Origin of the sequence: Cohnella sp. GCM10020058 (assembly GCF_042683485.1) — a bacterium.
Lineage (GTDB): Bacteria > Bacillota > Bacilli > Paenibacillales > Paenibacillaceae > Cohnella.
The window spans coordinates 21,594-46,555 of the sequence record NZ_JBHUJV010000007.1 but is presented as its reverse complement, the minus strand read 5'-3'; the positions used below and the strand labels follow the sequence as shown (position 1 = coordinate 46,555).

Here is a 24,962-nt window from a genome sequence, read left to right as displayed (position 1 = left end):
AAGGAACTGCGAACGATTGAAGTGCGAGTTACGTACGAGCTGCGGGCCTTTTTACGAGCGCGGCTTGAAGCGCAGCGTCGCGACCGAAGCAGCCGCCATCGGGACCAGGTAGTATTGGCCGTCCCGCTCGATACCTTCCAGCGGCTTTGCTTCGACAAGATCCGGCGCATCGAACGTATTGTGGGCATTTATGCCGTCGCCGCTTAATACGAAACCTTCCATCTCGAAGTCTCCTTCGGATCCGCGCAGCTCGAGCCGGAGCTCGGCCGCGTCTGCGGGATGCAGGTTGAAAAGGCTTACGTGTATGACGCCGTCCTTCCGCGAAGCCGTCGCGCCGACATGCGGCAGCGGCTGACCGTCTCCCGAGCCGTAGCTGCCGAATTCGCCATGCAAGGCGAGCGCCTCGGCATCCTGATGGACGGCATACATTTTCAGCACATGATAGGTCGGCGTACGCAGTATCCGGTCTCCTTCGGTGAGCACGACGGCTTGCAATACGTTGACGAGCTGCGCGATGTTCGCCATCTGGACGCGGTGAGCATGCTTGTGGAAAATATGCAAATGCGCGGCTGCGACAAGCGCGTCACGCATCGTGTTTTGTTGATAAAGGAAGCCGGGATTCGTCCCTGGCTCGACGTCGAACCAAGTGCCCCATTCGTCGACGATCATGCCGACGCGGCGCTCGGGATCGTACCGGTCCATGACCGTGCCGTGGCGGGTGAGCAGCTCGTCCATATGAAGCGCCTTGCGCATCGTGAGCTCCCAGTCGGCTTCGTCGAAGTCCGTCGCCGAGCCCTTGGACTCCCAGGTGCCCGGCACCGTGTAGTAGTGCAGACTCAGCCCGTCCATCTGCCCGGCCGCCTTCTGCATCAGCACATCCGTCCACCGGTAATCGTCCGAGTTCGCCCCGCCGGCGATCTTGTACAGCTTGTTGTCCCCGTACTGTCTGCAGTAGGTCTGGAACTGCCTGTACAGATCGGCATAGTATTCGGGCAGCATGTGCCCGCCGCATCCCCAGTTTTCATTGCCCACGCCGAAGTATTTGAGCTTCCAAGGCTTCTCGCGGCCGTTCTGCCTGCGGAGATTGGCAAGCGGCGACTCGCCGTCGAAGGTCATATATTCCAGCCATTCGGACATCTCTTGAACGTTGCCGCTGCCTACGTTGCCGCAAATATAAGGCTCCGCGCCGATCAGCTCGCACAGCCGGAAAAATTCGTGCGTGCCGAAGTGGTTGTTTTCGACAACGCCGCCCCAATGCGTATTGATCATGCGCTTGCGGGTCTCGCGGGGACCGATGCCGTCTCTCCAATGATACTCGTCGGCAAAGCAGCCGCCCGGCCAGCGCAGCACTGGAACTTTGAGCTCCCGAAGCGCTTCCAATACGTCGTTGCGGATGCCGTCCGTATTGGGAATCGGCGATTCCGATCCGACCCACAACCCTTCGTAGATGCACCGCCCGAGGTGCTCCGAAAAGTGACCGTAAATATTTTTGTTAATCGTCCCTGTCGTCCAGTCCGTATGCACGATGGCCTTCAGCATGCGACTACCCCTTCCGAATTGCATCATTAAGATTGCTTGAACGCGGTTTCAGCTTTCATTATAGAAGCTTGAGAAGAGGCAAACCATCGATTATAATATCCAAAAAACTAACCGATCGTGCTTTAGGAGGGGAGCTCATGCTTGAGCTGCTTAGCTGTGGATATCACTACGTCCACCCGGACGGACTCACGATCGACAGGCCGAGAGGGGCCGGCAACTATGCCTTTGTCTTCTTCAAAAGCCTCGCGGAGATCGTCGTCGACGGTCGTTCGATAAGCGTGGAGCCGGGAACGCACATCATATTCGGCCCCGATACCTCGTATTTGTACCGCCATCTCGAGCTGCCTTTCGTCAACGATTGGTTTCATTGCATCGGCAACGATATAGAGCAGCTCCTTACCGAGCTCGATTATGATTTGAATGAACCGGTCAAAGCCGTAGATGACCTGCAGATCTCTAGGGGGGTCATGGAGCTGCGGCGCATTCAGAGCAACGGGGGGCGTCTGGCGGGTCGTATCTTGGACACGGAGCTTCGCGGATTTTTAATGAAGCTGGCGAATGCGACGCAAGCTGCGCCTCTTCCGGAAAAAGTGAGCGGTTATTACGGCGCATTCGTCGATCTCAGGAGTGCCCTGTACAATGCGCCGCACGAGCGGACAACCGTCGAAGAGCTGGCTGCTCGGGTCAATATGAGCAAATCTTATTTTCAGCACTCGTACAAGCAGTTCTTCGGTGTGCCTGTCATGACCGATATGATCGCAGCCAGACTTGAGTACGCCAAGTATTTGTTGAAAAACAGCAGGCTGTCCGTATCCGATGTCTCGGATCTATGCGGCTACGACAACGATACCCACTTCATGCGCCAGTTTAAAAAGTATGTTCGCGTTACGCCCAAGCACTACCGCCATGCAAGCGATGCAGCCGCACCCGACCGTAGTCCAGTGTAGATCACGACTCTAGCAGGGCTTCCGTTCACGACGCAAGACGATGGGAGGCATTCCTCGCCGAGGCTACAATGATAGAGACAGAGCCGAGGGATAAGGGAGGAAGCGGGATGAACGGCAGTACGCGAGTAGAAGCGCCTGGCCTCGTCGGGGGAGCCGGGGCGGGCGCGCGGTTTACGGTCAGGCAAAGGGCATGGCTATTATGGGAGCGGGTCGTCTGGCTCGGAATGGAGTGGCGCAGCGAAGACAAGCTCGATTACGGCATGTGCAAGCTGCTCGTCAAGCGGTATTCGGGCGAACCGATTATCTGCGCGGACGGTACGCGGATCGAGGCAGGCGACAGGATCGGCGAGCTCCATCTGGACAATTGGCAAATGCTGGAGCTGTCCGGTACGGTAGGCTCGGATCGAGCCGCTCTGAAGACCGCCCGGCTGGCTCGCGCTTCGCTAAGACGAATCGCAGAGGCTATGGAAGGCGACCCGAAGCTGGCCAAGGTCAAGGGGCTGCTGGGCACGACACTGCTCCATCGCGGTCTCATACACGGAATGGGCTTCGAGTGCCGGCCGATGCCCTCGCGCACGATGGAGAGATGGACGGCCGTCTATTTGCAGACGCTGCTCAGATTTCTGCATCCTGCGGGCCGGCTCCGCACGCAAGGGAGCAAGGACAAGCTCGTACCGATGCAGCTGATCCACTCGCGTCAATCGCTCAAGCGATCGATGGGCGGCTTCAAGCCCGCCGCTTCTTAAATAAAAGTATGATTCGATTCCGGAAGCCTTGAAATTGAAAGGCTTCTTTTTTTCGTTTTCGACACGAATGCCTATTTAGGCGCATATGTAGGAATATCGAAGCCATATCCATAAAATAGTCGGTTCGGGTCGGATTCGCCGCAACCGTGCGGACGAAGGAGGATGACTGCCATGAGTATGCCTACGATACCGCATGAGCCGTACCGGCCCAGCTTGGACCAGGTCGTCGTGGATCTGCTGAAGTCGATCGCGCTGGAAGAAACCGCGCTCGCGCATCTGCTCAATGCGGAGGCGGAACAGATGCGGGCGCTCGCGCACCAGGGACAACACGCCGCTTCCCATCGCGCCAGATGCGAGCTGATGGCGCAAGCAGGCCGACAGTCGGTCCGGCTGCTGGACGCTGTGGTCATGAAGGAATGGCTGCTGCTGCGCAAGCTCGACAATACACTTGACCTGTACCGGTCGGAGCATGGCGACAAGCGCTGCGATCCGGGCGGCCATGACGATGACGATGAATGAGGACGCGTTTTTTTCCTCAGACATCAAAAAAACAATCCGCGCTGCTTGCTTGCCAGCTCATCGGGAGCTGGCTGAAGCGCTGGACGGCTACCGGAGGGCGCTGAGCGCGTTAAGGCGGGCTTCTCATCTGGAAGGTGCTTCGACGGTATTCGACTTAAGCACGTCGCAGGCGTCCGTCGGGCAATTAAAAGCTTTGAACGAGGCGGTCGCGCACCGTTACGATCGTTTGATAGGTTCGCGCAATGCGGCTGCCGTTCATGAATCGGGGCCGCGCCTCATCCGAAAAAGAAGATTTCCCGCGCCTCCTTATTTGGTCAGCGTCACGTACAGACCGAACAAAGAAAAACGCGCGCTCTACTCCATATAAAGGGGGTGGGACGGTTGAGCAAAAAGCTGCTCTCGCTTTGCATGATCGTCCGGGACGAGGCGCACACGCTCGCACGGTGCCTGAACAGCGTTAAAGGGATCGTAGACGAGACGATCGTAGTGGACACCGGGTCCCGGGACGACACGGCAGCCGTCGCGCGCGCGCATGGCGCCAAGATATACGACTTTAAGTGGACGGGAAGCTTCGCGGAGGCGCGCAACTACAGCTTATCCAAGGCGACGGGGGCTTGGATCTTGTGGATGGACGCGGATGAAGCGCTGGAGTCCGGAGACGCGGACGATTTGCGCCAAGTCGTGAGATCGTCTAGCAGACAACGGCTGCTGTATACCGAGACGCTACATTATATCGGTTCCGGCCGACCGGACCCCAGGCGGGCTTATCGGATGGCGCAGCACCGGGTGTTCCCCAGCGGGAGCGGCTACGCATTCGAAGGCGCGATTCACGAGCGGCTTAGCAGAGACGGTGTGCCGGCAGCTGATGACGCGATCTCCCTGATTCCAGCGACAATCCATCACTTTGGATATATGGACGACATCCGGCAAAGGAAAAAGAAGCGCGAACGAAATCTGCTCATGCTGCAAACGGAAAAACGAAGCGGCCGCTCCGACCCTTGGACGGATTATCACATCGCAGGCGAGCTTACCGGCGCAGGCAGCTATGAGAATGCTTTTGCAGCTATCAACGCAGCGATATCCGGAGTATTACAGAACGGACAGCTGCCGCCGATCGCGTTTTACCGGCTGAAATACGCCATCTTACTCGCCTCAGGAAGCGAACGGAGCGCCTCGCTCGGCATCGATCGCGCGCTGACGTTGTACCCGGACGATGCGGGCTTGCGTTTTTACAAGGGTGTCATTTTATACCGAAATGGACAATATGGCGAAGCTGTTGATGCGTTCAGGGATTGCCTGGCGCTAGGGGAGCGGTGCGGTCCGGAGCTTACCGAGGCGGGAATCGGCAGTTTCCGCGCTTACGCGTTTATGGGAAGATGCTTTGAGCTGTTAGGCGACTCTGTAGAAGCGGATGCGGTATATGGTCGGACTGCGGCAATACATGCCGAGTACGATAAAGCAATGAACCGGTTGTCGCAGATTGAGGCGGGGAGGAACGAGGCATGAAGCGGCATGGCGATCGGGAACAAACGAATCCGGCAGAATGCGCGCTGGAGCGGCAGATCACTGTCCTTTTGTCATCGCTGGCCCGTGAAGACATGGCGCTGGCGCATCTGTTGAACAGTCAAGGCGAATTGGCTGATCTTGCAACTTCCTCTTTTGCTGCGAGTCGCATGGATTCTGTCATTTCCGAGGATCGCCTGCTGGCGGTTCGACGTTCGGTGTTGGGCACGGTGCAGGAGACGGTGTCCAAGGAAGTTCTGCATCTTATAAAGTACGATCAGATCCTGGAACGATACGCCGGCGGCATCTGCGGGTCCCGGATGGATCGGCATCCATGACCGGAGGGGAGCCGCATGTCATTTTCCGATATCCCCAACATCACCCCGTCCGCCGCGCAGTCCCGCGAGGAAGCGCTCAACCTGCTGCTGGCCTCCATCGCCTATGAAGAGTTGGGACTAAGCCATATCATTAATGCGGAAGGCGAAAAGCTCCAATATGTGCTCGGCACGCTGCCTGGCGCCAAAGGGCCTGCGCCAAATATTGATGAACTTCTAGCTATTAATGAGAGCATTCGCAATACGCTGCGGGAAGTGACCCAGACCGAGCTTGAGCTCCATGGCAAGCTGGACAGCGTGCTCTCGATTCCGATCTCGCAAGGCGCGACCGGCGCCACGGGACCGGCTGGCCCGACGGGGCCGGCAGGCGGCGTGCTGCCCGGTTCTTTTTTGTACGATGTAATCGGTCCGACCGGATCGGCAACGGTAGGGGCCGGCGAGAAGCTCATATTCGAATCCGACACGTTGGATATCGAGGTCAGGCAAGGCTCGGCAATCGTGCGGATCGAGAGCGCGTCTCCGGCAACCGGGGCGACAGGCGCGACAGGGGCCACCGGCGCGACTGGAATTACTGGAGCGACGGGCGAAATAGGCGTTATGGGCTCAACCGGGGGTACGGGAACGACAGGAGCAACGGGAGTCACTGGTGAAACAGGAGCCGCTGGCGTAACCGGATCGACAGGAGCCACAGGTGCGACTGGGGAGATTGGCGCAACTGGACCAACCGGTGCCACGGGAGCATCGGGAGTCACTGGGTCGACCGGAACTACAGGCTCTACTGGAGAAACGGGATTAACTGGTATTACAGGTGCTACAGGCTCAACGGGGGAGACCGGCCCGACTGGGGAGACAGGTGCGACCGGACTAACTGGTACCACGGGAGAAACGGGGGCTACAGGAACAAGCGGATCGACAGGAATAACCGGTGCGACTGGAGAGATTGGCGCAACTGGACCAACCGGTGCCACGGGGGCATCGGGAGTCACTGGGCCGACAGGAGAAACAGGAGCAACTGGCTTAACCGGATCGACAGGGGTAACTGGCGCAACGGGAGCTTCAGGCGAAACGGGTGCAACAGGAATTACAGGTGCTACAGGCTCAACAGGGGAGACCGGTCCGACAGGCGAAACTGGTGCTACAGGATCGACAGGATCGACCGGACTAACTGGTACCACCGGAGAGATAGGCGCAACTGGGCCAACCGGTACCACAGGAGCATCGGGAGTTACTGGACCGATAGGATTAACAGGAGCAACTGGCTTAATCGGATCGACAGGGGTAACTGGCGCAGCTGGCGCAACCGGAGCTACAGGAGAAACTGGATCAACAGGTGTTACTGGTGCCACAGGCGAAATGGGTGTAACTGGCCCGATAGGGGCAACTGGTTCAACAGGAACTACTGGCCCAACGGGAGCAACTGGTTCGACCGGGTCGACCGGAGCAACGGGTGCGACTGGGGAGACAGGTGCGACCGGACTAACTGGTAACACGGGAGAAACGGGGGCTACAGGAGTCACCGGATTGACAGGAGCAACGGGCGAAACAGGAGCTAGTGGCTCTACTGGAGAAACGGGATCAACAGGTATTACAGGTGCCACAGGTTCAACGGGGGCGCCCGGTCCGACAGGTGAAACTGGTGCGACAGGAACCACCGGATTGACAGGAGTAACAGGTGCGACTGGAGAGATTGGTGCAACCGGTCCAACCGGTCCAACCGGTGCAACAGGAGCCACGGGACCGACCGGAGAAACTGGCGCAACGGGAGTAACAGGTGAAACGGGTGCAACCGGCCCGACGGGAGCAACTGGACCAACCGGTGCTACGGGAGCTACAGGAGCCACGGGACCGACCGGAGAAACTGGGGCAACGGGAGCTACAGGCGAGACGGGTGCAACCGGCCCGATGGGAGCAACTGGCTTAACCGGATCGACAGGGGTAACTGGCGCAACGGGAGCTACAGGCGAAACGGGTGCAACCGGAGCGACCGGTGCGACCGGACTAACCGGTGCTACTGGAGCGACGGGAACTACGGGAGCAACAGGATCAACGGGACCGACCGGAGCAACTGGGGCAACAGGGGCTATAGGTGAAACGGGAGGAACCGGCCCGACGGGAGCAACTGGATCAACCGGTGCTACGGGAGCAACAGGATCCACGGGGCCGACCGGAGCAACTGGGGCAACGGGAGCTACAGGTGAAACGGGTGCAACCGGAGCGACCGGTGTGACTGGACCAACTGGTGCCACTGGAGCGACGGGAACTACGGGAGCTACGGGATCCACGGGGCCGACCGGCGCAACTGGGGCAACGGGAGCTACGGGCGAAACGGGAGCAACAGGATCTACGGGACCGACCGGAGCAACTGGGGCAACAGGAGCTACAGGTGAAACGGGAGGAACCGGCCCGACGGGAACAACTGGACCAACCGGTGCTACGGGAGCCACAGGAGCCACGGGACCGACCGGAGAAACTGGGGCAACGGGAGCTACAGGCGAGACGGGTGCAACCGGCCCGATGGGAGCAACTGGCTTAACCGGATCGACAGGGGTAACTGGCGCAACGGGAGCTACAGGCGAAACGGGTGCAACCGGAGCGACCGGTGCGACCGGACTAACCGGTGCTACTGGAGCGACGGGAACTACGGGAGCTACAGGATCAACGGGGCCGACCGGCGCAACTGGGGCAACGGGAGCTACGGGTGAAACGGGAGCAACAGGATCAACGGGACCGACCGGAGCAACTGGGGCAACAGGAGCTATAGGTGAAACGGGAGGAACCGGCCCGACGGGAGCAACTGGATCAACCGGTGCTACGGGAGCAACAGGATCCACGGGGCCGACCGGAGCAACTGGGGCAACAGGAGCTACAGGTGAAACGGGTGCAACCGGAGCGACCGGTGTGACTGGACCAACTGGTGCCACTGGAGCGACGGGAACTACGGGAGCTACGGGATCCACGGGTCCGACCGGCGCAACTGGGGCAACGGGAGCTACGGGCGAAACGGGAGCAACAGGATCTACGGGACCGACCGGAGCAACTGGGGCAACAGGAGCTACAGGTGAAACGGGAGGAACCGGCCCGACGGGAACAACTGGACCAACCGGTGCTACGGGAGCCACAGGATCCACGGGTCCGACCGGAGCAACTGGCGCAACGGGAGCTACAGGCGAAACGGGTGCAATTGGACCAACCGGTGCCAGTGGAGCGACTGGAACTTCGGGAGCCACAGGATCCACGGGTCCGACCGGAGAAACGGGTGTAACGGGAGCTACGGGCAAAACGGGTACAACCGGAGCCACAGGAGCAACCGGACTAACCGGTGCGACAGGATCCACGGGTCCGACCGGCGCAACTGGGGCAACGGGAGCTACGGGCGAAACGGGTGCAACCGGAGCGACCGGTGCGACTGGGCCAACCGGTGCCACGGGAACTACGGGAGCTACAGGAGCGACAGGATCCACGGGTCCGACCGGAGAAACGGGAGCAACGGGAGCTACGGGCGAAACGGGTTCAACAGGAGCCACAGGAGCAACCGGACTAACCGGTGCGTCAGGATCCACGGGTCCGACCGGCGCAACTGGGGCAACGGGAGCTACGGGCGAAACGGGTGCAACCGGAGCGACCGGTGCGACTGGGCCAACCGGAGCGACCGGTGCGACTGGGCCAACCGGTGCCACGGGAACTACGGGGGCTACAGGAGCGACAGGATCAACGGGTCCGACCGGAGAAACGGGAGCAACGGGAGCTACGGGCGAAACGGGTTCAACAGGAGCCACAGGAGCAACCGGACTAACCGGTGCGTCAGGATCCACGGGACCGACCGGAGAAACTGGCGCAACGGGAGCAACAGGAGCCACTGGAGCAACCGGCGCAACGGGAGCTACGGGCGAAACGGGTGCAACCGGTGCGATTGGTGCGACTGGACCAACCGGTGCCACGGGAGCTACAGGAGCTACAGGAGCGACAGGATCCACGGGGTCGACCGGAGAAACTGGTGTAACGGGAGCTACGGGCGAGACGGGAGCAACCGGAGCCACGGGAACTACGGGAACTACGGGAGCGACAGGATCCACGGGTCCGACCGGAGAAACTGGGGCAACGGGAGCTACGGGCGAAACGGGTGCAACCGGAGCGACCGGTGCGACTGGGCCAACCGGTGCCACCGGAACTGCGGGAGATACAGGAGCGACAGGATCCACGGGTCCGACCGGAGAAACGGGAGCAACGGGAGCTACGGGCGAAACGGGTTCAACAGGAGCCACTGGAGCAACCGGCGCAACTGGCGCAACGGGAGCTACGGGCGAAACGGGTGCAACCGGAGCGATTGGTGCGACTGGACCAACCGGTGCCACGGGAGCTACAGGAGCGACAGGATCCACGGGGTCGACCGGCGCAATTGGCGCAACGGGAGCTACGGGCGAGACGGGTGCAACCGGAGCTACGGGAACTACGGGAACTACAGGAGTAACAGGATCCACGGGCCCGACCGGAGAAACTGGCACAGCAGGAGCTACAGGTGAAACGGGAGCAACCGGCCCGACGGGAGCTACAGGAAACACGGGGCCGACCGGCGCAACTGGGGCAACGGGAGCTACAGGCGAAACAGGAGCAACGGGTCCGACAGGGGGAACTGGTTCAACAGGAACAACAGGCTCGACGGGTGCAACTGGCGCAACCGGAGCAACCGGAGCAACTGGTGCGACTGGCCCGACCGGACCAACCGGTGCCACAGGCGTAACCGGGGCTACAGGAGCCACCGGGTCAACGGGTGAAACGGGAGCTACAGGCGCAACTGGCGCAACAGGCGTCACCGGAGCTACAGGCGCAACCGGCGCGACCGGCGTCACCGGCACTACTGGTGCCACCGGCGTAACCGGCGCCACGGGCGTAACCGGGGCTACAGGAGCAACCGGAGCAACCGGCACTACTGGTGCCACCGGCGCAACCGGCGCCACGGGCGTAACCGGGGCTACAGGAGGAACCGGAGCAACCGGCACTACTGGTGCCACCGGCGCAACCGGCGTCACCGGAGCTACAGGTGCCACCGGCGCAACCGGCGTCACCGGAGCTACAGGTGCAACAGGCGCAACCGGAGCGACCGGCGTCACCGGCACTACTGGTGTCACCGGTGCAACAGGCGCCACGGGCTTAACCGGGGCTACAGGTGCCACCGGGTCAACAGGTGAAACGGGAGCTACAGGCGCCACCGGTGCAACCGGTGCCACGGGCGCAACCGGAGCCACTGGGTCTACCGGATCCACCGGTACGATCTCGACTGACGGCTTTTCCGGCTTCATCCCGAACCTCGCGTCGATCACGACGAGTTCGCAGCTGACCGGGTTCACGGTGGCGAGTCCGTATTTTACGACTGCGGGGTTTAATCCGACAACGGGCAACTATACGGTGCCTACCACGGGTCAATACGCCATAAAAGCTACCATTAACTACAGCACAACGGCCGCTCTGACCATATCGCTGGGAGCGGGCATAAACCCTTCGTTTTACGTCAGGCGGACCACGCCGACAGCGACGACGCTGATTACCGGATTATTTCCGATTCTGAACGTCAACATTGCGCTTCTTCTTACCCTCAGAGCAATCCTCGGTAGCGGCACGGTCACGTTGGCCGGGGATGTGCAGCTTAACGCAGGAGACGTTGTCGGCTTGTTCTACGACGCCAACGGGTTGACGGCGTCATTAAATCTAGGCGGTTCGACGGCCGGAATCGTATGGTCTATGCATCGCTTGACCTAAATGGAACGTCTGTCTCCTAAAACCTGGCGGCGCACACAGCGTCGTCAGGTTTTTTGACACAAATTATTTATATTCGACAGAAGGGAGTGCAGGAAATATGTCGAACTATGTAGTATTCATCCTTCAGCAACTAGACTCGGTAAGTGTGGTGTAAAATGAAAAATAAGCGTAATCGGTATTTCTCCAGCCCCTCGTTCGCGGCTATCGAAAAGCAGCGGCAGGTTCAATACGTGCGATGGTTCATATGGACGTATTGGCTTGTGATCGGCGCCCACTTCTTGGCCCAGCTGTTTTCGTATCTTTTCCTTCCTTACGAGGCTAGTGCAAACGAGTTTTATTTGCATATCCTGCTTTACCCCACGCTGCTCATGAGCGGTGTCACAGCATGCGCCCACTTCATTCTTTTCAAGGCCGGACGTTATTCCTTCTATTCGATTTTCCTCGCGGGAACAATTATCTCGATGATTATCGTCCATTTAAATATGGACATACGAATTATCCCTGCCATCATGCTGCTGCCGATCTTTGCGTCGATTTTGTTTTTCAGGTTGAACATGACCTGGTTGACGGCAGTCTTGCAGGCCGCGGGGTTCGGAGCTTTATACCAGTGGGATGCAGGGTTTCGTTCTTTTGTTACCGCTTTTGACTTGATCGCCATCATTCTGTTTTTTGTGCTCAGCACGATTGCCGCCAGCTACATCATTATCAGCGGACGCGACCTCGTCTTCGATCTCGAAGCGGCGATGATCGCCCAACAGCAGCTGCTGGTGGAAAATACGGTCATGTCGCAGCGCTCCAAGACGGACGCATTGACGAACCTGTACAACCATATGTCCTTCCATGAATTTTACGAGAAGGCGATGGAATTCGCGGACAGAGGCGCGCCTTTTCATCTGGCTCTGATCGATATCGATAATTTCAAGTCGATTAACGATACTTTTGGCCATCGCGTCGGCGATACGATTCTTGCGAACGTCGCGCGCGTGATTAAGGATCGCATATCGCCGGCCGACATCGCATCTCGCTACGGCGGCGAGGAGTTTGCCCTGCTGCTATTCGAGCAGTCGTTTGAGGAGGCGTATGCCTTGGTGGACCTGATCCGATCGGAGCTGGCCAAGTCGCCGCATCCCGAATTGGACGGCAGAGCCGTGACCGTAAGTATCGGTTTAAAAAGCTATGCGAGTCCGTATACCAAGGAGAAGCTGTTCGAGGACGTGGACGCGCTGTTGTACGAAGCCAAGCGGACAGGGAAAAACAAAGTGGCTTCCGTGGCGCTCGCCGTCTGATTCCGATAAGAGGTCTTTAACTTTTAATTTTCAAAAGTCCTTCGTTCTGAATAATGACATGGACCCGAATGTTGACTTTCATGCGCGGGTAATAATTCGATCTCCAATTTTTCAAGTTGTCGCGGGAGAGTTTGTCGCGGAAAAGCTGTCCCAAACCTAGAATATCGGCCTCGTTCGTTTGGGTCGATCGGAGCATCGACTGAAACCGCTTAGACAGCTGTTCGTCGAGCTCTCGCTTGATTTCGGACTCGGAAGGGGTCCCTACGGTTTCAAGTACGGTAACTTTTAGATGCAAGAGGCAGTCGATGATCGGCTTCCCGTTTTTCAGACTGCTGCTTTGGGTCAGCCGGTCGGATACGACCTTGACCGTTGCGCGATCCATCACCTCGATTTTTCCTTGCGTTCCCGTTCCCTTGAACAAATTGTACAAAAGCGACTCTTCCGAGCCGATGGTACCCACCATCTTCCCTTTTTTGATAACGGCCGCGCCGGTGCTTTCAATGGTTGTCGTTTGCCCGGGCTTAAGGGTCGGAATGACGACGTCCCGCGTATACGAGTCCATGCTGCGGAATACTTCCCAAATTCGGGTTTGCACGACTTCCGGCGACCAGCCTGCGTTTTTTTCAAAAAAATCGTAAATCTCCGTGCCGCCGATTGTCGAAGAAGTTTTCAGCTTGTCAAAAAGCGGCTCCAGACTTCCGTCGCTTATTGCAGCATACGTTTTATTCGGAATGTCCCGCGCCCGCATGAAGCTCTCTATGCTTTGTCCCAATCCCTTTTCCGCCACGGAACGTTCGAATATGATGACCTTCAAATGGAGCAAATCGACTTTGTTTTCCATATTTTTATTGATTATATCCAGCACTTCATTGATGGTATCTCCGGTTTCTGAAACGATTTTTACGCCAGGTTGACTCTGACTGACATCCGGAATCAGAAGCAGCACCGTGTAGAGGTTATCCGCCTTCTTGACACCCATGACGATCGGCAGGGAACGATGATTGATGTCTTTAATGTCCCAACACCCGCCTAAGAACAGGGTTGCTGCCAAAAAAACGGTTAATAATGCAAGCCGCAAAGCGCGTTTCTTCATTGCCCGACGGCTCCTCTCCGGTGGCGGACAATACCCAGCGTCAAAGTCGTGAGCGGAATGACGATGGCCGCATACAGGCGGAGGTACGTGTTCCACCACAACAGTTGTTCGATGGCGCTCCAGTTCGGCACGAGCATGCAAACGATAAAAACCAAAATCGGCAGCAGCACGCTTGCCACAGATACTTTAATAAAAGGCAATCCTCGCTTCAGCAGCGACAGGGTTGTCCACATCACCAGCGCTAGAAACAAAATGACAAAGCATAAAAGACTGATCATGAAAAAGATCGTGACTCTGTCGAACATGAGCCAGCTGACATCCACCGTATCCACCGCCATTATGAAGGGGAACGGGAATTTGGACGCGGTATTTTCTCCGAAAGTCAGAATCGGTACATAAACCGAGAGTAAAAAAAAGGGAAGCAATACCAAGCTGAACCATACGATTTTGCGACCTTTAAACGGAATTTGAGCGGGGATAAAACCTAAAAACAAAAATCCGCCGACAAAAGCGAATAAGCTCTGCAAAAAAGGGCGCTTCAATAAATAGGAGAAGGAAGCGACTTCGCGATCGATTACGGGAAGTGCGTAACGCCAATCCACATTTTGAAAAGATAAGATGAGAACGAGAATAAGGAACGGGGAGAACAGTAGGGCTACGAGTACGCCGGTCCGCATAAGCGGTTCAATGCCCGATAATGAAACCAGGGTGCTTACGATCAGGAAAAGCAGCATGATCGTCCAGATCGGCGTTTCGCTCAAAAAAATGACGGATACGATCTCGGCGTATGCGCGGATAGCAATAATCATGATCGACAAAAAATAAAGCGCCAGCGGGAGCAGCATAATGTATGCGAAAACTTTGCTGACGCCGGTAAAGATGTCGATTACGTTTTGAGACGCGAAGTAGCTTAAGCCTTTTAAATAGATGCCGATCAACGTAAAATGGATGGCAAATCCGAACAGTACGGCACTCCAGTGGCCAACGGAAACGCTGGCAATAATGTCCGCCGGATACAGGAAAAAAATGAGGCCGAAATGCGTGACGAGATAGATCACAACGACCTGGCGGCTCTTATCCATGGCGGTCTCCTGCTTTCCAGCGTGATAGATAAGGGAATCCGAAAGTATTGACATAGCCGAGATACGCGCAAACGACCAAGATGCCGACAAACAGGCCCAATACGCCGAACATCGCCGACATGAACAGCAGCAAGTACTTGTAAAGCCGAATAGACGTCGCATTTAGGAATCCGATAATCGTGTAGTTTGCGATCGTCGAAGCCGCCAAAATAATAATAAGGATGTTGCTCACCAGCTTGGCTTGCACGACGGCTTGCCCCAGAGTGATGCCGCCGACCATGGTGATGGTCGGACCGATCGTTTTGGGCAGACGGATGGTGGATTCGAGCGTTAATTCAAGCACGAGCAGCAGGAGCAGCGTCTCGACTAGCGCCGGATAAGGCACGCCTTCGCGGCTGCCGGCAATCGACAACGCAATCTCGATCCGCAACACCTCCGGGTTGACCGATACGAGCGCGACGTACAATCCGGGTAGCAAAATATTGACCAGCACGCCGAGGACGCGGAGGATCTGGAAGGAAAGACGGAAAAACGCAGGGAAGTTGCGATCGCTTTGCGAGACGAATAAGTCGGAAACCAAGCTGGGCAGCATCAGCGCAAACGGAAACCGGTCAAGCAGCAGAATAACCTTGCCTTTGTTCAGCGATGAGGCAGCTTCCTGGGGGAGCTCGGTCGTATTGTAACGGGTGATTAGCGTCCACTTTGTAAATCCGAGCAGATCGGATAATGCCTCCAGATCGGGAATGTCCCGCTCCGGGTAGGCTTCGAGTTTCTCTACGATGGCTTGCACGAGGCGATCGGGTGCCTGCCCCTTTACATAGAGAAGAACCGTCCTTCTGCGTTGTTCACTTCCCAACGCATAGGCTCGTATTCGCAGCTTGTCGGAGGATATGTGTTTTTTTAAGAGCCCGATATTCGTATCGAGATCTTCGTTGAAGGCGCTGATGGCGCCCCGAAGCACGTTTTCCGTCGTCGGAGCTTCAATGGGGCGGGACAACGTCCGCCTGACCGGGACCAGCCTCATGCACCGATCGCCCGTGTTCGAATAAACAAGGAGATTGCCTTCGGCAATTGCATTCAATATCTGGTGCTCGTCCGGATCGTTCATCGGAAAGCCGATTCCGCTCTCCGGTTCGAACAGCTGTCTATCCGCAGAGGCGGCGTTAAGGGCCAATTGTCTCAAAAAGACGATCGTTTGCGGCAGATCGATCTGAGAATTGTAACCGGCCAGTACGACCGGTTGGTAGGCCAAAACAGTAGGGTGCAGGAACAGATCCGAATCCAATTCCTGTCTCGACATCAAAAACGCCGGCAGATTCATGCGTCACGCCCCTCGCGATAATTTTCCAGTATCCCCTTAAAGGAATCAGGTAAACGCGCGAAGTGAATTAGGGGGCGCTGACGCACTGAGACTGCCGAAGCGTTAGTGGTGAGAATTAGAATTCGAAGAGGCTGAGGATGTTCTGCGTTGCCTGAACAGTGCGATGCCAACGTAAACCCAAGCAGCGAAGGCGGCAGCTGTGACGGCCAAGGATGCGATAGCATAGCGCTTATAGGTCGGAGAACGATCGAAGTGCGCGTTCCCGAGGCGTTGCTTCGCTTGTTTCATCAGCGCGAGCTGAAGCTCCGGGTTGTTGCTCATACCGCCTGCATTCAACCGAAAACCGTTTGTCTGTCCCGGCTTGTTCAGACCGCTCTTGACGGTCAGCGTCACGTCGATGCCGCGCTTGCGGCAGATCTGCAGCAACGACTCGGAGAAAGCGCCGTACGGGAAGGCGAGTACGTGATTGTCTTCGCCCAGCTCCTGCTTCAGCACGTCGTTGGCCTGCTTCAGATCCGCATCCACCCTCGCTTCATACTCGGTCTGCGTCTCTCTGCGTCCTTTGTCCTTCAGATAAAGCCGGCTCGAGAGGGCGGGCTCCGGGTGCTTGCCCCGCGCGTCCGTCGGCGCGTAATAATGAAGATTGTAAGTATGGCTGTAAAAGTCGATGCCGCTGCGGTGCATTTCTTTAACCTGGTCCCAGTTCAGCTTCTCTACGCCCGGCATCTTCGGATTGCCGACCGTGCCTACGATGAGGAAGCTTGTAGCCGGCGCTCCATATCTCTTAAGCAGCGGATAAGCGTACTTATAAAAAGACTCGTAACCGTCGTCGAACGTCAACAGGACTGCATTTTCGGGCACGGGCCGGTCGTGCAGAATAAAGTTGCGGTACTGACTCATCGTGATCCAATGAAAATTGTTGTCCTTCATCAATTGAAGCTGTCGCTCGAAGTTGCTTGCGGACAGCGAGTGGACGTCCGTCGGGGATGGCGAAACGTCATGATACATGAGCACGATCACGCGGTTGCGATAATAATGTCCGTCGGGTTGCGCGTTGCCTGCCTTCAGGCCGGGGTAGGGCGAATAATCGACATTTGCATGTTCCCCCGCGACGACTGCAGGGCGGGCTGCACCGTAGAACGTACGTTGGATAAAAGGAAATCGGCTATGGTAGGTTTGAACGAAGAATAGACAAAACATGGCGACCGACAAAAGCAGGACGACCGACAATGCGATAAACCGCGCTTTTAAAATCATGGTGCATCTCCTCGCGTAACCGGTCGCTTGAGATTGTGCGACCGGTTGATGGGTACCCGTATAAGACGACAAAGCCCGCCGATAAGTTACCGAAAAAAAAGCTTTACTTTTGTTGGACAGGCCTATATAATCTAATTTATCTTCTTGCGGAAGCAAAAAGACAAGACAGATATGCGGTCGTGGCGGAATTGGCAGACGCGCTGGATTCAGGTTCCAGTGGGCTAACCCCCCGTGGAGGTTCGAGTCCTCTCGACCGCACCACCCTTATAATGAACGAGCCCCTGAATTCGTCCCTGCGACGATTCAGGGGCTTTTTGGATGATCGGACGCATCTTGACTCTAGAGATCGAGCGCTTAGATCGAACCGATCGTCGATCTCATGTCGAACAGCCGAATTGAAGGGCTTTTCCGGACAAAGGAAAAGCCTCTTCCGCCATGTGGTCAACAATCCATAGTTGAGTCAAGTTCATGTTAATAGTATGATTACTCGAGTATAGGGATGAACGGCGATAAGAATTAAAGGGATGGGGGACGACTTGATGAGCGATAAAACGGAAGTCCCCAATAAGGAATTGGAGACTCACGAACCTGCGAATCGACGTGTACGCGCCGACGCGCAGCGCAACATCAATGCTTTGCTCCAGTCCGCGATGACGGTGTTCGCGACTTCGGGCGTGGACGCGCCGGTGCGCGAGATCGCCGAGAAGGCCGGCGTTGGCGTCGGCACGGTTTACCGCCATTTTCCGCAGCGCTCGGACCTGATCGTAGCCGTCTTCCGCAACGAAGTCGATACTTGCGCGGATACAGCGGCCGATTTGTCCGCCAAGTATGAGCCCGCCGAGGCGCTGGCGCGATGGATGCAGCGATATGTGGACTTCATTGCGAATAAACGCGGACTCGCCTCGGCGCTAGGCTCAGGCAACCCGGAATACGAAACGCTGCCTGCTTACTTCGAAAAGCGACTGAATCCCGTGCTGAGAAGCTTGCTTGATACCGCGGCGGCTGCCGGTGAACTGCGCGCCGACGTCGAGCCGTATGATTTGCTCCGGGCTGCCGCGAGCCTCTGTACGGGAATACACAACGGCGATGCTAAGTTTACTCGGCAAATGGTCGCTCTGCTCGTAGATGGGCTGCGCTACCGCGCAAGCGCTTCGGCAGACGCGTCCTCCTAGCGCTTGTCGCTCCGATCCGGCTAGAAGTAAATCCGCCGCCGCTCAGAAAGGCAAATGAATGGGTTTGCGTCCTTCGCAACCCGATTCATTTGCCTTTTTCTGTTCGACATCAATTGTCAGACATAACGCGTAGCAAGCTCCTTAGCGTTTCATTTCCATTCGACTCGACCGAGCGGATGCGATGCGTCCATCAACGCTTCACGGGCTTCAGTCCAGGCATGGTCCTCAGGGTAGAGCGCGGTGCGGAGATAGGCCAAGGTAAGCGCCCGCAGCGCAGCCACGCCTTCGGGGTTCTCGTCCGTCGTATCCTTGGCGTTGTATGCGTGGATGCCGCCGAGCGAGTGCTCTGCCCCGAAAAGCGTGAGCAGGCTTTTGCTGCCCGGGCTCAGGAAATACGGATCGGTGAACCAGTCCGGTCCCTGAGTGGACAGTAGGGACTGGTCATGATCCCCCGCGACCACAAGGGTAGGCGTGCGCATATTTTCGAAGCTGGGGTGCATGAAGGGGAAGTGCTGAGCCGCGAACGGACTCAAGTCAGCTCCGCCCTTGCCGGGCGTGGCAAGCAATACGCCCGCCTTGATCCGCGGGTCGGTCATGTCTTCTCCCGGTACTCCCTCGGGATCGAGGACGCGCGCGCCGAGCAGCATGCTCGCCGTCTGGCCGCCCCAGGAATGTCCGGCTGCGGTGATTCGCTCTCGATCGAGACGCCCACTGAGGCCGGGAACGGAAGCTTCAATCAGATCAAGCTGGTCGAGGACGCGTATCATGTCCTCGACTCGGATACGCCAGATCAACGGCGTGCGCGGATCGTCCGGCGGAAGGTTCAGCGTCCTCGAGTCCAGATGGGTGGGTTGAATGACTGCGAAGCCATGAGAAGACCAGAAATCGACCAATGGGTCGTAGCTTCCGAGCGACTGGCCGAAGCCGTGCGAGAATATAATAATTGGCAATTCGCTCCCACTGGCTGGCGCAGACACACGAACCTGCAGATCCTCGCCACGGCCCGGGGCCGATAGGATGACCGGCTTCACCGAGACGACTGGCGTTGGTGCGCTATTCTTGATTTCCATCTTGCACGCATCTCCTCTTTTTACATCGGATGGGGTTCGTCGCCTTGTTACATGTCATACAAACGTAAGCGGAACGATGTTCCAATTATAAACGGAACAAAGTTCCGTTTGCAAGTGATCCAAAAGCAAATATTAATCCACCTATCTAATGATAATCGGCATTTTGGGATGTCGACGATTTGACTATAATAGAAGAGGCTGCGATCATCTCTAATGCTGGCCGCCGAAATAAACGAAATGGAATGTGAAGCGCCTGTCCATAAGAAGGGGCTTTTTTCTATTCATCTGACGTAAGCGCGGACGAAAGGGTGGAACGAGATGAAAATACTGGTCGTCGACGACGAGCCGAGGCATCGCAGAGGCATGGCAAAAATGATTCACGCCCTGCGGCCCGAAGATCAAGTGCTTGTCGCGAATGACGGCGCAAGCGCCCTGGCGCTCGTCAGGGCCGAACAACCCGATGCCGTGTTAACCGACATTCGGATGCCGAATCTGGACGGGCTTTCGTTTCTGAAAATACTTGAAGATGAACGTCTCCAGACCAAGGTTGTCATGATCTCGGCTTATAATCTGTTTGAATATGCCCAGACTGCGATACGCCATGGGGCTTACGATTATCTCTTGAAGCCGGTGGAGGCCGAGAAGGTCGAGAATGTGCTCAGCCGCATCGAAGAACAGCTGGTCGAACAATCCCGGCAGCATTCGGAGGCGGAAGCGTTAAAACATCGACTGAATCTCACTTCCCCCGTCTATCGCAACCGCCTTCTTATGTCCTGGCTGAATGAAAGTTTGACGGAAGCGGAGCGGAATGAGCTGGATGCGCTCTCGTGGATTCACGGGAGCGGCACGGTTGTTTTCACGGAATTCCGGATCGAACCCGGACATCGGGCGGAATGGGATAAAACGGCATGGCTGCAGCGTTTGGAGCAGGCATGGTCGGCATTCGGCGAAGCGAGCACATTCTCCTTGAACGTGTTGGACGAGGAACTGTACCAGGCGGTTACGATCGTCCGAACGTCCCGGTCAGCCCGAGCAAGCAAGCATGAAATTCGTCGGACGGTCGCCTCCCTGGGGGCGGCGTGGGCCGAATACGGACAGCTCTCCCATGGCGTGGGCCCGGATTGCCGATGCTTATGGACGGAAGCGCCTCAAGCTTACCGCGCAGCGCAAGCGGCCCGGCAATACAACTTCCATGATTGCTGGAACGGCCTTATATTCCATGATGAGCTTCGTCCGGTCCGGGCACCCTTGCTTCTTGACGGGGAAAAGCTGTACGAAGCGCTGCAAGGAAGCGATGCGCAACTGGCCGTAGAGATGTGCCGGGATTCGTTTAATCAGCTTGCCGCTAACGGCCATGCGGCGCCCGATCAGATTAAACAATGCGCCGCGCTTACCCTGATGAAGATCAAAAGCAGAATTCGCGATGATGTCGATCGGCAAATTGGAAACGTTCTCACAGAATCGGCTTTAAAAGAGGTTCCCTTTTGCCGCACCTTCAACGATTTGATGGAGATACTGGAAACTCGACTCCGAGAGGTGCACGATTCGATCGGGCAGTCTCAAGCGGACAAAAGCGAAAGGGTCGTGACCGCGTGTCTGCAGTGGATACGGGAACATACGAAGGAGGAGCTGACGCTTGAGCGGGCGGCCGAGCACTTTTTCTTTAATGCGTCCTACTTCAGCACGCTGATCAAAAGCCGGACGGGAAGGACGTTCTCCGAGCATGTCACGGAGACCAGAATGCGGAAGGCCAAGGAGCTGCTGGCCGCGAACAGGCTGAAAATATACGAAATCGCCGCCGAGTGCGGCTATCAGGATACGAAATATTTTTGCAGGGTGTTCAAAAAGCAATACGGCATGTCGCCGGAAGCCTATAAACATACTTCGTTGCCGCAAAGGAGCGGCGAGGCATGAAAATGACCTTCCGCTCCCGGTTGTTGGCCAGCTATATATTCCTGATTGCCGTCCCGCTGATCGTGCTGGGGACGCTATTCTATCGGACGGGCCTGCGCGTCGTTACGGAACAAGCGCAGAAGAACGTCTACGAGATCGTCAAGAAAAATAACGAAATTATGGACAACAAGCTGCGGATCATCGAGCAGAACAGCGCGTCCATGTTCGTAGACAAAGACTTGTTCCGGGTTTTTAATAGCTTGAAGCCGGACAATAAGGCGGATCTGCTTGCCGCCGATCGTCTCGTGTCCGATCGGCTGCGCGGCTACTTCTCGCAGATGGACGACGTGTACGCCTATCAGCTGTGGACATCCTATTTTACTTTCGGTCAGCCGCTGCCCCAGGGCGATCCGACGCAATCGGATATTTATCGTGCGGCACGGCAGGCGGGAGGCAAGATGGTCTGGTACCCGACCTACGATTTCGTAAAGATGTTCGACCAGGCGTACTTGACGAAGGGGGCTTTCGACTTTCGCTATCTGTTCTCCGCGACGCGGGTCCTTGATTTCTCCTATTTAAGCAACACGACGCTGGAGAAGCTGGATGCGAACGTAGAGCGGCCCGTGCTTACGATCAACTTCAAAGCGGACGCATTAAACGCCCTGTACGAGAAAAGCATTCCCGACGGCTCTCATTATTTCGTGCTCGATCCGAACAATCGCATCGTCGCCGGCAGCGAGAATGGCACAATCACGCAGGTTTATTCGGACGATTGGGTGAGAGCGGTACAGCGCGACGGCAGCGGCACGCGGAGAATCAAGCTCGAAGGCGTCAATACGATCGTCTGCTTCGATCGCTCGCAGGTTACCGGTTGGCTGTCCGTCGTCTTGACGCCCGAATCGACGCTCGCCGGCAGTCTGGTTCCGTTTATCCGTACCTCGATCACGCTGATCGCCGTCATCATGGGAATCGTCTCCCTTCTATTCGCTTATTTTATTTCGGGCCGAATTACGAATCCGATCAAGAAGCTGCTCGGCGCGATGCGGTCGGTGGGCGAAGGGGATTTTCAGACGCAGGTTGCGGTCAGCACGAACGACGAGTTCGGCATTTTGCTCCAGCGATTCAATCGAATGAACGACCGGATCCGTTTGTTGGTGTCGGAAAATTACGAGATCAAGCTAAAGGAACAGGAGGCCGAGATCCAGGCGCTGAACATGCAGATGAATCCTCATTTTCTATACAATACGTTAAATGTCATGAACTGGACGGCCATCGAAAACGATCAGAAGGAACTTAGCAAAATGCTTGTCTGCCTGTCGAACATGCTGCACTATACTTCGCGGAAGGAATGGGGAGCGGTTCATCTGTCCGAGGAGATCGAATGGATGAAAAACTACTTCTACATCATGTCCGTCCGGTTCGAGGACAAGTTCACGGTCAGTTACGAGATCGATTCGGAGGTGTACCCGTACAAGCTGCCGAGGCTTCTTTTCCAGCCGTTTGTCGAGAACGCGATATTGCACGGCTTCGACCAGATCGAATCGGGTGGGCGCATTCGCATACGCGGCTGGATCGAGGAGGGCACGCGTCATTTTGAGATCGCGGATAACGGACGGGGGATGAGCAGCGATACGGTTCATGCCATCCTATATCGGGAATCGTCTTCGGTCGGCATCAAAAATACGATCGCCCGTATCCGAATGACTTACGGCGAAGCGTATGGAATCACCATCGACTCCGCCCAGGGCGCCGGAACGAGAGTGACCGTCAGACTTCCCCTTTAAACACCCAAACGAAGTCCACCATTCCAAATTGGCTCGGGTTATGTAAGCGCTACATCCGAACTTATAATGAAAACATCATAGACTGCAGCTATGAATCAACAAGGTTGAAATCGAAAGGGGTCCGGAAGATGTCTCGACAAAGGAAATCGTTATCCGTTCTGCTTGCGTTCCTGATCATGCTCGTTACGATACTGTCCGCGTGCTCGAAGTCCGACTCGAACGCCGGAAACGGCAGCGCCTCCTCCCCTGCCGGCACAGCTCCCGGCAGCTCGGCTCCGGCCGGCACGGCCAGCGCGGCTCCAACAGGCGAAGGATTGTCGAACGAACCGATCACGCTTCGCATGACGGTATGGGGAGCGCCGGAGGAGGTCGCCGCCTATAAGGTGGCCATCAAGAAGTTCGAGGACAAATATCCGAACATCACCGTTAAGCTTCAGCATATTGCCGCCGACTATGACACCAAACTGACGACGATGGTAGCAGGCAACGACGTGCCGGATATCGCGCAGATGGAGTCCGCCAGCATTGCGTTCCCGCTTGCGGAGCAGGGCAAATTTTACAATCTCCAGGATTTTCTCTCATCGGACACGGAGATCAATGCGGACAGACTGGTTCCGAACATTACGTATTCGCTCGAGCCGGGCAATGTGATCGGCCTGGGACCGGGCCCCGAGTCGTTCGGCTTGTTTTATAACGAAGATATTTTCAAAGATGCCGGCCTGACGCCTCCGCCTGCCAAAGCGTCGGAAGCATGGACATGGGATGAGTTCATCGAAGTCGCCAAGAAGCTGACGATCGACAACAAAGGCAGGAATGCGCTTGATCCGGCCTTCGATCCTAAAAACATCAAGCAATTCGGCGTGAACTTTCCGACGTGGTGGGGAGGCTACAGCAACTTTATTTTCTCCAACGGCGGGGACTTCATCTCCGAAGACGGGAAATCGTTCGCGCTGAATCAGCCGGCCGCGGTGGACGCCCTTCAGAAAATCGCGGATTTGATCAACGTTCACCATGTCGCGCCTTCTCCAGTTCAAGCGAAAAACATTCCGGCTCCGAACATCGCGCTTCAGACCAAAAAAGTGGCGATGGCTATTGACGGGCAATGGGTCACCGCGGGATTGGCGCAATCGAAGTTCAATTTTAACGTCGGCGTATTGCCGATCATGCAAAAACCGATGACGACCGTCGTAAGCGGGATGTTCTCGATGTTCAAATCGACCAAACATCCGAAAGAGGCCTGGGAGCTGCTGAAGGCGCTGATGGACCCGGAGTCGTCGATCGACCTCATTACGGCCGGCACGTGGATGCCCTCTTATCGGGACTGGTATACGGATCCGGCATTGCTCGCCAAATGGACGGAAAACCTCGATTCCCGGCCATCGGGATATAAAGACGCGATCGTTGACGTTCTGTTGAACGACAGCCACCAGACGCCGACGGGCTATGTGAAAAACTTCAACAAAATCATGGACATCGTAAATCCCGCTTTGGATAAAGTGTGGCTCGGTCAACAGTCCGCGCAAGAAGCGCTGGATGCCATCGCGGCCAAGGCGCAAGCGCAGGTGAAGGGCCGCCGCGACGTGAAGGAATAAGGTTTCAGACAAAGCGTTCATCAGGGGGAGGACGGCGTTCTTGATCAGGATCGCCGTCTTCCCGAGCGG

Annotated in this window: 18 protein-coding genes and 1 tRNA gene; 13 read left to right on the top strand and 6 right to left on the bottom strand. The window is 56.7% G+C overall.

The genetic code is table 11. The features are described from left to right. Positions 1-51: 51 nt before the first annotated feature. Positions 52-1,539: an alpha-N-arabinofuranosidase gene (locus ACFSR7_RS10440; protein ID WP_378161237.1), complete on the bottom strand. Its 1,488-nt coding sequence runs from the start codon at positions 1,537-1,539 to the stop codon at positions 52-54. Positions 1,540-1,676: 137 nt separating this feature from the next. On the opposite strand from ACFSR7_RS10440, the gene ACFSR7_RS10435 reads away from it, so the two are divergent. The 8 genes from ACFSR7_RS10435 (at position 1,677) to ACFSR7_RS10400 (ending at position 12,629) form a co-directional block, all read left to right on the top strand. Then, positions 1,677-2,486, top strand: coding sequence for a helix-turn-helix transcriptional regulator (locus tag ACFSR7_RS10435; protein WP_378161235.1), 810 nt, complete (start codon positions 1,677-1,679; stop codon positions 2,484-2,486). Positions 2,487-2,593: 107 nt separating this feature from the next. Further along, positions 2,594-3,232: a YkoP family protein gene (locus tag ACFSR7_RS10430; RefSeq protein ID WP_378161233.1), complete on the top strand. Its 639-nt coding sequence runs from the start codon at positions 2,594-2,596 to the stop codon at positions 3,230-3,232. Between the two features lie 171 nt (positions 3,233-3,403). After that, complete coding sequence (locus ACFSR7_RS10425; RefSeq protein ID WP_378161231.1) at positions 3,404-3,751, top strand: alpha-helical endospore appendage domain-containing protein; 348 nt, start codon at positions 3,404-3,406, stop codon at positions 3,749-3,751. Next, positions 3,738-4,118, top strand: coding sequence for a hypothetical protein (locus tag ACFSR7_RS10420; RefSeq protein ID WP_378161229.1), 381 nt, complete (start codon positions 3,738-3,740; stop codon positions 4,116-4,118). The genes ACFSR7_RS10425 and ACFSR7_RS10420 overlap by 14 nt, the downstream gene beginning before the upstream one ends. Positions 4,119-4,132: 14 nt before the next feature. Further along, positions 4,133-5,257: a glycosyltransferase gene (locus tag ACFSR7_RS10415; RefSeq protein WP_378161227.1), complete on the top strand. Its 1,125-nt coding sequence runs from the start codon at positions 4,133-4,135 to the stop codon at positions 5,255-5,257. After that, positions 5,254-5,592, top strand: coding sequence for an alpha-helical endospore appendage domain-containing protein (locus ACFSR7_RS10410; protein ID WP_378161225.1), 339 nt, complete (start codon positions 5,254-5,256; stop codon positions 5,590-5,592). Before ACFSR7_RS10415 ends, ACFSR7_RS10410 begins: the two co-directional genes overlap by 4 nt. A gap of 15 nt (positions 5,593-5,607) precedes the next feature. Next, positions 5,608-11,343 (top strand): beta strand repeat-containing protein, encoded by a 5,736-nt coding sequence (locus ACFSR7_RS10405; protein WP_378161889.1) that lies wholly within the window; start codon positions 5,608-5,610, stop codon positions 11,341-11,343. Positions 11,344-11,498: 155 nt separating this feature from the next. After that, positions 11,499-12,629: a GGDEF domain-containing protein gene (locus tag ACFSR7_RS10400; RefSeq protein ID WP_378161223.1), complete on the top strand. Its 1,131-nt coding sequence runs from the start codon at positions 11,499-11,501 to the stop codon at positions 12,627-12,629. A gap of 16 nt (positions 12,630-12,645) precedes the next feature. Here ACFSR7_RS10400 and ACFSR7_RS10395 read toward each other — a convergent pair whose 3' ends face one another. From ACFSR7_RS10395 to ACFSR7_RS10380, 4 genes are all read right to left on the bottom strand, one after another. Then, a complete protein-coding gene (locus tag ACFSR7_RS10395; protein ID WP_378161221.1) occupies positions 12,646-13,722 on the bottom strand; it encodes a Ger(x)C family spore germination protein in 1,077 nt (358 codons plus the stop codon). Then, positions 13,719-14,804, bottom strand: a complete 1,086-nt coding sequence (locus tag ACFSR7_RS10390) for a GerAB/ArcD/ProY family transporter (RefSeq protein WP_378161220.1) — start codon at positions 14,802-14,804, stop codon at positions 13,719-13,721. The genes ACFSR7_RS10395 and ACFSR7_RS10390 overlap by 4 nt, the downstream gene beginning before the upstream one ends. Beyond that, a complete protein-coding gene (locus ACFSR7_RS10385; protein ID WP_378161218.1) occupies positions 14,797-16,125 on the bottom strand; it encodes a spore germination protein in 1,329 nt (442 codons plus the stop codon). Before ACFSR7_RS10385 ends, ACFSR7_RS10390 begins: the two co-directional genes overlap by 8 nt. A 102-nt stretch (positions 16,126-16,227) precedes the next feature. Then, entirely contained in the window at positions 16,228-17,382 is a 1,155-nt protein-coding gene (locus tag ACFSR7_RS10380; protein ID WP_378161216.1) for a polysaccharide deacetylase family protein, read from the bottom strand. Positions 17,383-17,555: 173 nt separating this feature from the next. On the opposite strand from ACFSR7_RS10380, the gene ACFSR7_RS10375 reads away from it, so the two are divergent. Then, positions 17,556-17,643, top strand: a tRNA-Leu gene (locus tag ACFSR7_RS10375). 278 nt (positions 17,644-17,921) lie between these two features. Then, positions 17,922-18,554, top strand: coding sequence for a TetR/AcrR family transcriptional regulator (locus ACFSR7_RS10370; protein ID WP_378161214.1), 633 nt, complete (start codon positions 17,922-17,924; stop codon positions 18,552-18,554). Between the two features lie 149 nt (positions 18,555-18,703). On the opposite strand, the gene ACFSR7_RS10365 is transcribed toward ACFSR7_RS10370, so the two are convergent. Then, a complete protein-coding gene (locus tag ACFSR7_RS10365; protein WP_378161212.1) occupies positions 18,704-19,624 on the bottom strand; it encodes an alpha/beta hydrolase family protein in 921 nt (306 codons plus the stop codon). 318 nt (positions 19,625-19,942) lie between these two features. Between ACFSR7_RS10365 and ACFSR7_RS10360 the strand changes: the two genes are divergently transcribed. From ACFSR7_RS10360 to ACFSR7_RS10350, 3 genes are all read left to right on the top strand, one after another. Next, positions 19,943-21,538 (top strand): response regulator transcription factor, encoded by a 1,596-nt coding sequence (locus ACFSR7_RS10360; protein ID WP_378161210.1) that lies wholly within the window; start codon positions 19,943-19,945, stop codon positions 21,536-21,538. After that, the gene (locus ACFSR7_RS10355) at positions 21,535-23,301 is read left to right on the top strand and encodes a cache domain-containing sensor histidine kinase (RefSeq protein ID WP_378161208.1); all 1,767 of its coding nucleotides are present in this window, start codon (positions 21,535-21,537) and stop codon (positions 23,299-23,301) included. Before ACFSR7_RS10360 ends, ACFSR7_RS10355 begins: the two co-directional genes overlap by 4 nt. 128 nt (positions 23,302-23,429) lie before the next feature. Continuing rightward, on the top strand, positions 23,430-24,893 hold the full coding sequence (locus ACFSR7_RS10350) for an ABC transporter substrate-binding protein (protein ID WP_378161206.1): 1,464 nt from the start codon (positions 23,430-23,432) through the stop codon (positions 24,891-24,893). The last annotated feature ends 69 nt before the right edge of the window (positions 24,894-24,962 follow it).